Consider the following 12,229-nt stretch of genomic DNA (forward strand, 5'->3'; position numbering starts at 1 on the left):
ACAACGAATGACTTTGAAAGGAATAAATCCATGAAACATAAAAGAATGATTGCCATTATAGTAGTCGCTGCGCTGATCGCTCTGGGGCTCTTCTTAGATAAGTTCGATCGTTCAGGGAGTCAGAATCAAGAAAAGATATTAGGTGCAGATGGATATAAAGTGAAACCACTCAAAGACATTCAACCGATTGAAATTTTTATTAAACCGGAATGGATTCCTTTTAAGTCAGGAGAGCGGCTAAAACTAGAGCTTAAATTAATAGAACTGGAAAATACGACAATATCTCTTCAAGAAGTTTGGAATCGCGGCAAATTTGCAAATGACATTTATTTTAGTTTTCACACTACCTATCATTTGGACCAGGATAGAGGCACTTTTATTAGCAATTATAGCTACAATAACGATGGTACAATTTCAAGAAATCATAATATTGATGACTATATTTTATATGATTCCAATCATAATGAAATCATCATTGGCGAAACAGGAGCAGGGCCTGACTCGGATTTTTCATTTGGCGTTGAATCGGATCAATTTAAAGATATCAGGGATGGATTTTATATAAAATATACTGGTATGCACTTGTATGAGTATTCTAAGAAGTGAAGAATGGCTGGTCCTCTTTCTTAATGCGACATACTTCCAATCGCAACATGCTTTACTTTAGTAAAGCCTAAATAATCATACCGAATCGTTACTTCCTGTAAGGGCTCTTGGTCGTACCGAACGACAATTCCGTAATGGATGGGCGTGCTCTTGTTCGAATTCACATTACTCGCAAGAACGGCCCGAATCTTCTTTGCGGATAATTGCGGGTGGATTGGGGCATCTTGCAAATCCATTATTTTTGTCGCAGGGTCCGTCTGATTGCCCATAAATTGCACAAGGTGGCTGGAATTATACGTAATGCCAAGCTGCACAAGGTCCGGTTTCTTCCTGTCATTGACAGTCACATGTTGAAGTTTGATTTCCGTTCCGCTCCTATTTCCAATCTCAATCGTATAAACTTTATTTTTTCCGCCCGGGTCTGTATAGATAGTTATACCGTTGTAAATCAACGGATCGGCACGCTGGTACCAAATAATTGCTGCAATAACACCGAGGATAAACAAAGCACTAACTATCGAAACAAATCGTAATCTATTTTTGAGTCGTTTCAATGAAAGCCCTCTTTCTAAGGTTATCTATTTAACGATATCAAAGTGAAGGTAAAAGGTGGTGGTTTCGCTGAAGAAATTTCTTTTTTGGACATTAACTATTATTTTCTATATTGCAATATTCTTATTATATTGGACATTTTTTTCATCGTACCCATTCGTATACCTAATTGACTTTCTTGATTTTATTGGTTTGGACATAAATGTTAATATAACGGTTTTGATTATTAATTATCTTATGGGCTTTGTAGTTGATGCATTGTTTATCTTACTTCTCATATGGATATGGAAAAGAAAAAGAATTATTTTCTGGTTACTCTTTATTGTTCATGCAATATGGGTATTTCGTTTATATGACATTGTAGGTAGCTTTGATGAGCCAATAAAGATTAGAATTGAAAACAATAATGTTTCAAGTACAAAATAGTAAAAATTAAGCGAAATCCTTAAGAAGGGAATTATTTTTACAGTGAATATTGTAAAAGAAATGAAGGCTCATGGGCCTTACATTCGGTTTGAACTAGGTCTCGAAAATTTATTGGACGAGGCGTATCGGTACGAAAGTTTACGTCGTGCGAGTGCCATTTATCATTCGATTTTCAATCCTGATGACGATGTGGTTTTTATGCATCACACCGTTCGATAACATTGCCGATCCGAAGAGCGTGACCGCCCCTATCGCCAGCACAATAGCTCGTATTCCGAAACGTTTCATCAATTATTCCTCCCTGTCCTTCAAAGTTATACTCCAAAAGCCCACCTGAGTTTCGAGGAAATAAAACCAATTTATTCAAGGAGCCAATCATTGAGTGAACAAGTCCAGCGTTCAGAACGGCTAGGGCAGAGGCAAGTAATGGCGTGTGCCACAGTTGATTCGCCAGCCGCTTGAAAAGCCGCAGGTGTCGTAAACTGCTTTAACAAGAGCAAAGAAACTTTGGAATAAAGGTCACCGAAGATGCCTCTGTGGTTACAGACCCAGGGGTACGGCCGATCTGCCCCGGCTACTGACAAATACACACCACAAAAACAAAAGTGGTCAACCAGTAAAAACTGGCTGACCTCATAATACGACGGGTAACGATACTTGAACCGGCTGCCGCCCAACGATGCCCTTGACCAACCGTTCATGGTTTATTTGTTGTCGAATTTAAATCGAATTTTCTTGATTTGATAAATTATATAGAAGGAAAATCGCGAATTATCAACTCATAAAACATCCGATTCTTGAATAAATACACTACTACTAGGTTAAAAAACGTGCGAGGGGGTTCATAGTATGAATAAACGAATGAGGAAAAGAAATTATGATCCTCGTCCAAGCCTCTTCACATGAGCAAGCATATTCAAAAGCAAAACTAGTGGCAAAAGACGATGAAATGGAATACACCAATGTATATGGGGAAACGGTAAAATACGTATTCATTAAAGCGATTCAAAGCTTACATTTGTGGGACAAGACCTTACAAACAGGTACAGAGGTCCATTACCGCTTTTTATATACCCCAAGTTGTCACGAGATGATTTTCTTTCACAACAATACCCTGAAGAAACAAGACTACCCGATGGTCGAATCAGTCCAAATGATGTGATAAATGAAATGATGAGTGAACTGATGTAAAGCTGTAAAAAAAAAAAGTGTAATTTGCCAATCATGTCTGACATTGAATTCAAACAAAACTGATCGGAAGATCATCCAGTATACTTAAGTATTGAGAGGAGGGTGTATCTTGGACTTTCTTTTAGGAGGGTATTTTTTAGCAAAACCTATAAAATGGGCTGATTATATGGATAAGGGTATATTTCCAGAAATGGTGCTATCAGCCAGTAATTGTATTTGTGATAATTACCTAGACATTGGGGCATGTTGGGATGAATCTAAATCCAAGAAAATGGAATATATGAAGCAGTTAAAATTAAGTCAAGACAGCTACAATAGTTTGGAGAAGTGGGTTGAACAGGAATTTAACAACAAGTCTTTAGGTTTCCCGAATGTATTTACAAGCTTACAGAAAGCCAGGGAGTTTTATCATAAGTATCTAAACCAAATCAATGAAATTAAGTTAATTGGAATTGGATTACCTCCCGAATTGTCAGAATATCTTAAAAATGATTTTGAAGAAGGATTCTTTTATGGAATTGAGCAAAATATTTGCCAAAACAAGATTCTTGAAAAAGGTGGCTTTATTTTAGGCTTTGAGATATTGGGTTATGAATATGGCACTTTCCACTCCTACATATGCAATTATTTATTTGACGAATATAGACAAAAATTCTCATTCTCCCTCAACGAGAATGGTTTTATATGCACTCTAAAAGAAGCAGAACAACTGGCACAATATACAAATGATGAAATAGATGGTACTGAGCCAGTTCTGTGGCTTCCTTGGGTGGTAATCGAATATCCACTTGAGGATTAATGACTAATACACATGAATCACCAGTCATTAACGTTAACGGGTACGATAGTTCAATGACGAGGATTAAGGTCAATGAGGAATGGAAAGTAAAATTTGATGTAAATCACACAGTAGTTGAATATATGTAAAAAGGAGGAGTTTGCAGTAGCAGCTGCTCCTTTTTGCATGGTCAGAATCTTTTATTGATTAGTAGCACAACTTCAAGGCATTTTCATGCGTCTAACCAATGGGATAAGGAATAAATTTACAAGGGGAGAATATGCAAGTATTTATAGATGATGGGGCGATATGATGAGATTTATAATTCTATTATTGAGTTGCGTTTTAGTGTTTTCAATCGTTGCTTGCTCTAAAAACAGTGGTTACTCCTATCAAGAAGCAATTAGGAAGGGCGATGTCGTGGTTTTCAATGAAGTGTCTAACGTTGAACGGTTCGAAGAATTCTTAGCCAACTTAGAAAATAATAATCCAGACCGTATTCGTGTTACTGGGTACACCGATGAGGGTGATCCTATCTTTAAAGACTTAGAGTACGATGGAAAAGTAATACAATACAGCTATGACAATTCACACGACGCTTACGGTGGGAGCCAAAAAGGCAAAAAAATAGACGTTTGTTCGCGCATCACAACCGAGGATGTCCTACAAGGACAAATCGACTATGTTATTAGCGACTGTGTTAAAAACTACTCTGATGTGAGTTATTTCCTTCTGCGTATTGAAAAGCCTAGTTTGGATGCGGAGGATACATGAAAAGAAAAATTATAGTTATTATTTTAGTCATTACTGTTATTTTATTTCTTACAAACCCTGGGGATTCAAAGTATGAGAGCTGGTTAGAAAACAATCATGGTGTCTCCTGTACCAATGATGGTATTGATATCAAGTGTAAACAAGTTAAAGAAACGGAAGAAATAATTGAATGGAGATCACGACATGTTAAACACCTTGGAATCTATTCAATCTATGATGATTACTATGAAAACAAAAAGGGAGAAGAAATTATAATAAGAGCAGTTGGTATTTTAAACACATTTTTTAACAGGTGATTAATGGCACTGGAACGTTGGGAGCAAATAAAAAATATCTGCGGAAAGCAGAAAGAGGTGTTGGTAGCTCTATGACAGCTTACGAGAAACCGGTTATAGGCATTGCCGAACTAAGGGATGTACTCGGCGGCCATTTCGAATCGACAATTGAACATATCGAGCAAATGCAGGGCGGAAACTTGAGCCGAGTCTATTCGTTTGTGCACCAAGGGCAACCATTCGTGGTGAAATTCAGCGATCTTGGGGATGCTTACGGAACGGAAAGGTATGTGTCTAAACTGCTGTCCGGACAAGGGATTCCATTTCCTCGTGTCCTTGGCGAAGGGGACGCGGGCAAATTGAAATACATCATTTTAGAGCGGATCGAAGGCAGCATCCTGGCTGATTGCAACACGGAGCGGCAGATCGCATTGATGCCGGAGCTTATCCAGCTTCTTACCCGAATCAACCATTTACAGGTGTCGAACACGAACGGATATGGGTGGATCAAACCGGACGGCAGCGGTACGTATCCAAGCTGGCGGGACTACTTGATCGATTTCTTTGCAGAGGATCAGCAGGGAAATTTCTGGGAGGGGTGGTACGATCTCTTTCGGACATCCTGCCTGGAGAGGGATGTATTCGAAGAATGCTATAGCCGACTAATTGAATATTCGGCCTATAACGAACCGCACCGTCATTTCATTCATGGGGATTACTCCCCCTGGAACATCTTGACCAACGGCCAACGTATCACTGGGATCATTGATGGCAATTTCGCATACGGAGACTTCTTGGTGGATGTCGCAACGCTTGAAATGATGATGCGGGGGTGGGGGCACGATATCGTTCGATATTACCAGGACAATCAGGAGCGCGAAGGTTTCGTCATTCCGAATTTTAAGGAACGGATGATCGGCGCGCGTTATTTAAAGGGGATCGACGGTCTTCGTTTTTTCGCGAAAATGGGTTGGACCGATGCCTACGTGAATACCCGGGATTTTTTACTTGGACTTACGAATTGATGGCACGTTACGCTAACAGTTATGATTGAAGGGGGAAGAACATTGAGACCAATTGGATATTTGCATATTTGCTAATGGGTCTTTCCTTATTAACTTTTGCATTAATTAAGGTCATAAACAGAGCGACTGAAATTCTTGAAAACGTTGGTAATGATTACGTTCCTAACTATGTTTACTGGATTATAGGCATTGTGTTTATTATGGGTGGTATTGCCTTTTTCAAGGATTTCTTTAAGGGCGAAGTATAAAACAGCAGGACAAAAGAAGCAGCGAGGGGGCAGTCAGTTGAAGGTGGGGGATCAAATCAGATGGACGTCAATGCGATCACCAGCTGTCTTCGCGAGTTGGACCTAAGACCGAGAGGAGAGAGGATTCGAGCAGTTACTCTCCATGCTCGTACGCCAGGTGGATCGAAACCTTGGAATTGCTTAGCTTCGGACCAATCCTGGTACGTCGTGAAATGCAGGAATAATCCACAAGACGAACGTCTGGGAAGCCCCCTTAAGTTCCTGACCACAGATCTCGTTTGCGGCCGATTGGGACAATTGTTTGACCCGCCGCTTTGTCCAAAAGTCGAAATCATTGATGTACCACTTAACGTGGCTAGTCTCGCTACTCACCCGCCTACTAAGCACCGCTCAGCTCATAAACCAGCACCTGGTCCAAGCTTTGGAAGCAGACTGGTTGAAAATGCAATTGAGGTCAAAATAGGTGGGTCCGATATATTAGATGACGTGGAATTAGAACAAGTCGCTCGTCTCATCACATTCCAGACCTGGCTCCGAGGAATCGATGTCTCTGCTTTAGTCACTAGTGACCGACGACTTCTCTCCATAGATCACGGATTCTTCCTTACCGTTTATCGTTGGGACGATCCGAAATTCGCAAAAGCAGAAAAGATAAAACCTAAAATCCCTTCACAATTTCGAATGGTAGAACAACTGAAAGATCCGTCTCTGTTCGCCGTTATACTAAATGAGTTGATGTCAATTTCCGATAGCGAAATCATACGTGCCTTCGCAGATATACCAAGTGAGTGGGGCGCTTCTCTGGAACTTCGATCTAAAGCCGCTGCATACGTTTTATTAAGACGTAGGCTGATACCACAGGCTATATCTGCATTATGGAATAGGTGACCTTTAAGAGCGCGAAAGGAGAAACAAGTGATCTGAATGAAAGCAAACCGAATGGAAGCATTCAGCGATGGAGTGCTGGCGATTATCATCACGATCATGGTGCTGGAATTCAAAGTACCGGAAGGCCACGACTGGCACGCATTAATCGATTTAGGTCCGAAAGTTCTAAGCTATCTCTTTAGTTTTGTCTATGTTGGGATTTATTGGAGTAATCATCATCATCTGCTGCACATGATTCGAACAATGAACGGGCGGCTGATGTGGCTCAACTTAATTTTGCTTTTCTGGCTATCCCTTATTCCATTCACGACTGGGTGGATGGGGGATAGCGATTTTGCGCCCGCCCCAATGGCATTGTATGGTATTATCCTTCTTCTTTCTGCGATATCTTACCGGGGGCTTCAGCTAGCAATCCTCAACCAATATCCCGACGATTCTGCAATATTTAAGTCGATGGGCAAAGATTGGAAGGTAAGAATATCTCCTTTCCTCTACTTGATCGCGATCTTGACCGCCTATGTGAGTCCTTGGGTATCCGGCTTCTTTTACGTACTTGTGGCTTTGATCTGGGTTGTGCCGGAAAAGAGAATCGAGCATTTTTTGAGAGGAAAATAAAGGAGAAAGTTATGGCAACAAGGGTTAAGCGCATGATTAATGAACGTTGAACTCCCTTGGGCGACTTAAATGCGATGAAAACAAATAACTTGAGTAACAAGAGGTGAAATAAAATGTTCAATGTCTGTCCTACTTGTGGCGAATACCGTGTGGATAAAATCATTCAACATACCCAGGATCGCACCTATGCAATCTGTCCTGAATGCAACCATCCGCATCCCTTTCTTCAATTGCCGCTGTTTATCGTGACAGGAGCCAGCGGTTCTGGGAAATCCACGTTGGTTCTGGAACTTTCGAGCATGACGAAAGACGTCGTTGTGATGGAAACGGACATCCTATGGGATGACCGTTATAATCAGCCGGAAACGAACTATCGAAATTACCGAGAGATGTGGCTTCGGATGGCTAAGAACATTGCGCAAGCAGGGAAGCCGGTTGTATTATGCGGAACAACCGTTCCTGAGCAGTTGGAGGATTGCGAGGAAAGGCGCTATTTTGGAGAAACCCATTATATCGCACTGGTTTGTGAGAGCAGCTTACTCGAGGAACGGTTGAAACGTCGACCTACTTGGAGAGCCAGTGGTAGTGATGATTTTATTAAAGGTATGGTTGGTTTTAATCGGTGGCTAATCGAGCAAGGTCCGACATGTAATCCAGAAATCGCTGCTCTTGACACGAGCCAAGACACGCCTCATGAAACAGCAATCAAATTATTGGCGATGATTCGCCAAGCAGCTGGAATTCAACCACAGCCTTAGAGTTCTCAGATGACAAGTACAGATTAGATGTTAACGGGCACTAAATGTGTGGAGGAACTAAATGAAATTATTAAAATGGAAATTTGATGATGAGCCGGCCGGTTCCTCAGATGAATGGAATTGGGTTGAAATTACTATGAGTTTTGAAGATGGAAGCGAGCGTTGGAGTATTTTATACACGCCTGAAAGACTTAAAAACAACTTGTCTCGAAAAGATATAGATCCTCCAGGCTTGTTTATCCCGCATATGATAATTGTGAGAAGCTACGATGTGGTTGATATTGAGCGAACATTAAGGTATCTGGAAAATGAGAATGAATTGATCACTGCATCAAAACCACTGAACTAACAGGTTGATTGGCATCAAGTTGTAACTGAAACAATATTACATTGTAGGGCGTCTGATGGTTTGGGGTGAATATGATGAAAAGATATATTGTATTTTGCAGTACCGCCATCTTAATACTCTCATCATTACTAATAGGCTGCACAAACGAAAAAATCGAACAACTTAATGTTTATGAAATGGAAAGCTTTCAAGAGACGAACCTGGATTCATTAAAAGTAATTCCGGATCCAACGGATATATCCATTTTCAACACGGCTTTTAAGCGTGCAAAGAAGAACCCAGGTATAGCCGATATGGCAGACCCACATTATAAAGTTGAATTAGGCAAAGAAACCTATTTTCTTTGGATAACCGAAGAATCTGGAACAATCGAGAACGTAAATGATACACATACCACTTACTCATTATCCAAGGAATCAGCTGGAGAGGTTTACCAACTGATGAAGAGTTACTATTGAAAAAAAGCCCACCTAGTTAGGTGGGCTTAACTTTCTTTTGAAAAACTCCCATTTTAATCTTCAACGTAGAAATGGTCCCTACCGCGTGCTGTTCCTAAATACTTAACCGTCTTGCCGCCGAAACACTTGCTAATTGCTTGCTCTACTTTAGCTACATCGTCAGGGATAGGATTAAAGTTGCTTATCTCAACATATTTGGAGGCAGGGTCGAAGTATACGCCTGCAAAGAGAAACCCTTTGTTTTTAATCGCTGTTTCAATTTCTTCCGTTTTTTTGTTCAATTCAGGGGAAACATGACTGTTCATGAAAATAACCGCATAGTCTTCACCGAGTTTCATAGCATCAGTTGCTTCCCAATCAAAATACTTACTTGTCGGATAGTTCTTTTCTAGGATAGGTTTAATGTCTGCTAATGAATTTCCATCACGATTAAGCTTTTGGATTTCTGCTTCTGTTGGAAGAAAAATCAGTATTTTTCCGTTTTTTCCGTCATCTTCAATTTTAACCGACTCGCCGTAACCATGTCTTGTAAGAACAGGGTCAACATTCATTTTAAGCGCAGGATTTGGCTTTGGGCTCGGTAGACTCGACGAACTCTCAATCTCAGTCAAACGTGCCTTGAGCGTCACATTTTCCTTCTTTAATGCGTCAATGTCTGCTAGCGCCTTGCTTACCTTCGCTTCGATATCCGTAACTGTGTTTCTATTAGCCTCAATCTGCTGAGGGACACCTGCTTGCTGAGAGAGGCCTGCCATTTCATTTGAGACTATTCGTTGCTGTTCCTTAGGTGTGGAATTTGCACCATATTGTTTGTTCGTACAAGCTGTAATTGTAATAGCCATTATTGAAATCCAAAGACTTATGTAAATCTTCCTCATCATTTTTCCTCCAAAGGCTGGTTTTTTCTGGTTATTACCATTCCCTTGTGAAAATTATGTTATTCACATCGAAATGACATAGCGAAGTGGAGCAGTTTTGCGCAACATTGATTTGAATATTACGTATTTAATTTAAAGAAGTGACTAATGCGAAGGAGATTACTCTAAATGTGCCTGAGATATTATAATTATGGGGAACGATAGACGAGGGGCTTGCTACGGCGGCTCCTTATCGTTTGTTAAGTAACCGGCAGGTTTGTTTATTAAAGGGTCGAATGGAAATGTACAAGATAAATAATGTAAGCAAAGAATTATCAGAAAAGGTGGCACATATGAAAAAGTACAATTTTATTCGTCCGATTATGCTGATTGCGATTGCGCTCCTAACAAAGAGCTTGGTTACCAATCTTTGCATGGTGCTGGGAATGGGACCAGAGCCAGCCAATAACTTAGGTTTCATTTCCATGCTGATTGCTGGGTTCGTGGTCTATTCCAGAATCCGAAGAAGCCCGAAATAGGATTTGCACTGGCTAACGGACAGATTTGCGTAACAATTGAATAACAAAGATATCAAAAAAGGAGCAGTCTGCGCGGCAACTGCTCCTTTTTTTCATATTGCCGATACAGGAGGAAGGAAAAATGAAAATATGACCTCAAATTTATGTAAGAGGATCGATTGAAGCGGTAGAGTTAAAAAGGCTTTTAATGCCACGTTAGGATTTAATGTGAAACGATGGTTACAATAAATGGAAGTTGAGATAATGATATTAAGGAGGTAAGATGAAAGTTCATTTTTTTCGAGCAGTTGCAGTGGGATTAATATTTGTAATTGTCTTTTATGCATTTCAATTTATACAAGGTATGTATCTTACAATGAAACATGTACCAGACCTTGTCGAGTCATATGAGTCAGTTAATCATTTGCAAGATAAAGTTACATTTGGATATCAATCAAGCTCTATTTGGCGTACAGTAGAGATACCGGTATTGATGCTGCTAGGGATTGTTGTTTATTATACACTCAGGAAATGGAGGAAGAAAAAATAGCGTTGCGCTAATGTAGTGTTGAAGGAGGGAAGTTTTATGCTGTATATCTTTGGCGGGTTGCCAGGCACCGGAAAGTCTACGTTATCAGCAGCTTTGGCCAGCGAACTTCGGGCCACGTATCTTCGGGTCGATGTCGTGGAACAGGCTATGCGAGTTGCCGGGCTCAGGGTTGAGGGGCCTGAAGGTTATATTGTGTGTTACGAGATTGCGAAGCAGAATCTCCGTTTAGGCCTCGAAGTGATAGCAGACACGGTCAATCCCATTCATATAACACGCCAAGCTTGGCGCAGCGTGGCGGAGTCTCTCGAAATTCCGTTTGTCGAAATCGAAGTGGTCTGCTCCGATGAACGTGAACACAAGCATCGAGTCACTACGCGTATAACTGATATTCCCGGCTTTACTCTCCCCACGTGGAATGAGGTTAAGAGCAGACATTACGAGGTTTGGGACCGCGATCACATCATTATCGACACGGCTCATCAAACCGTGGACGAAAGCTTGATGGCGTTGCGCGAACTGCTAGGTCTGAAGAGCAAAATCGTTAATGGATTGAGCTAACGGGAAGTTCAATCGAAACAACGTAGACAGCCGATAAAACGGCTGTTTTTTTATAATGGGCAGGTTAGCAAAATCAAGTATACTATCGAAGCTCGTATATAAAATAGGATACTGGTATCTGGTTCGCGAATATTCATGTTATGGATTTTTTTCGAAGTTCGTCCATAAGATGTTTAGAAAGAACCGAGAAAATAATAATCAAGAAGTGAGGTTTTAGGATGAATTACAAATCTATTCTCATTGATCAATTAAACGCTTGTTATAACGATAAGAGCTGGTTTATTCCTCTTCAAGAAGTACTAATTGATTTAAATGCAGAACAAGCTGCGAGGGAGTATGCAAGCAAACAATCCATATGGGCAATTGTGAATCATCTTATTTTTTGGAATGAGAAATGGCTGGAGAGATTTGAGATCGAACAGTTTGAATTACCAGGTACCACAAACAACGAGGATACGTTTTATGTAGATCCAAACACCATTAATGATGCTGAATGGAATAGAACCCTACAAAGACTCGATCTAGTATTTAGAAGTTGGAATACGGCGCTTGAGAAAAGCGAAGAATTTAAACTCAGTTCGGAAATCTCATCGTATTTCAACGCTCCTTGGTGGGGAGTAGTATCTAATTTATGCCTACATAATGCTTATCATATTGGTCAAATAATGCTACTCAAGAAACTAATGCAACTCCAAAAAATCGATTAGCAGGTTTTCGGAATTGACGATTCAGTGTCGGATCTGCTGCTTATGATCGCGCTGTCAACCCAATCTGACCTTGCATACACTGATCATGGTCACAGA

18 protein-coding genes are annotated in these 12,229 nt (G+C 40.5%); 16 read left to right on the top strand and 2 right to left on the bottom strand.

The window, feature by feature from the left end:
• Positions 1 to 30: 30 nt before the first annotated feature.
• Positions 31 to 606, top strand: a complete 576-nt coding sequence (locus tag DL346_RS01610; RefSeq protein ID WP_112880349.1) for a hypothetical protein — start codon at positions 31 to 33, stop codon at positions 604 to 606.
• Between the two features lie 20 nt (positions 607 to 626).
• On the opposite strand, the gene DL346_RS01615 is transcribed toward DL346_RS01610, so the two are convergent.
• On the bottom strand, positions 627 to 1,160 hold the full coding sequence (locus DL346_RS01615) for a hypothetical protein (protein WP_112880350.1): 534 nt from the start codon (positions 1,158 to 1,160) through the stop codon (positions 627 to 629).
• 484 nt (positions 1,161 to 1,644) lie between these two features.
• On the opposite strand from DL346_RS01615, the gene DL346_RS29840 reads away from it, so the two are divergent.
• The 11 genes from DL346_RS29840 to DL346_RS01675 all read left to right on the top strand — a co-directional run bounded on the left by DL346_RS29840 (position 1,645) and on the right by DL346_RS01675 (position 8,943).
• On the top strand, positions 1,645 to 1,803 hold the full coding sequence (locus DL346_RS29840) for a DUF3885 domain-containing protein (protein WP_420849530.1): 159 nt from the start codon (positions 1,645 to 1,647) through the stop codon (positions 1,801 to 1,803).
• A gap of 658 nt (positions 1,804 to 2,461) precedes the next feature.
• Positions 2,462 to 2,746, top strand: a complete 285-nt coding sequence (locus tag DL346_RS01625; protein WP_112880352.1) for a DUF4288 domain-containing protein — start codon at positions 2,462 to 2,464, stop codon at positions 2,744 to 2,746.
• A 138-nt stretch (positions 2,747 to 2,884) separates the two neighbouring features.
• A complete protein-coding gene (locus DL346_RS01630; protein ID WP_112880353.1) occupies positions 2,885 to 3,574 on the top strand; it encodes a hypothetical protein in 690 nt (229 codons plus the stop codon).
• A 399-nt stretch (positions 3,575 to 3,973) separates the two neighbouring features.
• Positions 3,974 to 4,327, top strand: coding sequence for a DUF4362 domain-containing protein (locus tag DL346_RS01635; protein ID WP_165822332.1), 354 nt, complete (start codon positions 3,974 to 3,976; stop codon positions 4,325 to 4,327).
• Positions 4,324 to 4,623: a hypothetical protein gene (locus DL346_RS01640; protein ID WP_112880355.1), complete on the top strand. Its 300-nt coding sequence runs from the start codon at positions 4,324 to 4,326 to the stop codon at positions 4,621 to 4,623. Before DL346_RS01635 ends, DL346_RS01640 begins: the two co-directional genes overlap by 4 nt.
• A 71-nt stretch (positions 4,624 to 4,694) precedes the next feature.
• The gene (locus DL346_RS01645) at positions 4,695 to 5,627 is read left to right on the top strand and encodes a phosphotransferase family protein (protein ID WP_112880356.1); all 933 of its coding nucleotides are present in this window, start codon (positions 4,695 to 4,697) and stop codon (positions 5,625 to 5,627) included.
• A 308-nt stretch (positions 5,628 to 5,935) separates the two neighbouring features.
• The gene (locus DL346_RS29845) at positions 5,936 to 6,763 is read left to right on the top strand and encodes a HipA family kinase (RefSeq protein ID WP_112880358.1); all 828 of its coding nucleotides are present in this window, start codon (positions 5,936 to 5,938) and stop codon (positions 6,761 to 6,763) included.
• Between the two features lie 36 nt (positions 6,764 to 6,799).
• Complete coding sequence (locus DL346_RS01660; RefSeq protein ID WP_112880359.1) at positions 6,800 to 7,378, top strand: TMEM175 family protein; 579 nt, start codon at positions 6,800 to 6,802, stop codon at positions 7,376 to 7,378.
• A 113-nt stretch (positions 7,379 to 7,491) separates the two neighbouring features.
• A complete protein-coding gene (locus DL346_RS01665; protein ID WP_112880360.1) occupies positions 7,492 to 8,136 on the top strand; it encodes a P-loop nucleotide/nucleoside kinase family protein in 645 nt (214 codons plus the stop codon).
• A gap of 61 nt (positions 8,137 to 8,197) precedes the next feature.
• Positions 8,198 to 8,485, top strand: coding sequence for a hypothetical protein (locus DL346_RS01670; RefSeq protein ID WP_112880361.1), 288 nt, complete (start codon positions 8,198 to 8,200; stop codon positions 8,483 to 8,485).
• Positions 8,486 to 8,556: 71 nt separating this feature from the next.
• On the top strand, positions 8,557 to 8,943 hold the full coding sequence (locus DL346_RS01675) for a YhfM domain-containing protein (protein ID WP_476739439.1): 387 nt from the start codon (positions 8,557 to 8,559) through the stop codon (positions 8,941 to 8,943).
• Between the two features lie 53 nt (positions 8,944 to 8,996).
• Here the strand turns inward: DL346_RS01675 and DL346_RS01680 are convergent, their stop codons facing one another.
• Positions 8,997 to 9,785 carry a hypothetical protein gene (locus DL346_RS01680; protein ID WP_133257466.1) on the bottom strand — a complete coding sequence of 263 codons (789 nt, stop codon included), beginning with the start codon at positions 9,783 to 9,785 and terminating at the stop codon, positions 8,997 to 8,999.
• A gap of 368 nt (positions 9,786 to 10,153) precedes the next feature.
• Here DL346_RS01680 and DL346_RS01685 point away from each other — a divergent pair, with 368 nt between their 5' ends.
• From DL346_RS01685 to DL346_RS01700, 4 genes are all read left to right on the top strand, one after another.
• Positions 10,154 to 10,339, top strand: coding sequence for a hypothetical protein (locus DL346_RS01685; protein ID WP_112880364.1), 186 nt, complete (start codon positions 10,154 to 10,156; stop codon positions 10,337 to 10,339).
• A 262-nt stretch (positions 10,340 to 10,601) separates the two neighbouring features.
• The gene (locus DL346_RS01690; RefSeq protein WP_112880365.1) at positions 10,602 to 10,868 is read left to right on the top strand and encodes a hypothetical protein; all 267 of its coding nucleotides are present in this window, start codon (positions 10,602 to 10,604) and stop codon (positions 10,866 to 10,868) included.
• Between the two features lie 36 nt (positions 10,869 to 10,904).
• Entirely contained in the window at positions 10,905 to 11,426 is a 522-nt protein-coding gene (locus DL346_RS01695; RefSeq protein ID WP_112880366.1) for a P-loop nucleotide/nucleoside kinase family protein, read from the top strand.
• A gap of 218 nt (positions 11,427 to 11,644) precedes the next feature.
• Positions 11,645 to 12,133 (top strand): DinB family protein, encoded by a 489-nt coding sequence (locus tag DL346_RS01700; protein ID WP_112880367.1) that lies wholly within the window; start codon positions 11,645 to 11,647, stop codon positions 12,131 to 12,133.
• The last annotated feature ends 96 nt before the right edge of the window (positions 12,134 to 12,229 follow it).

The organism is Paenibacillus montanisoli (genome assembly GCF_003268025.1).
In the GTDB taxonomy this organism is placed as follows: domain Bacteria; phylum Bacillota; class Bacilli; order Paenibacillales; family Paenibacillaceae; genus Paenibacillus_Z; species Paenibacillus_Z montanisoli.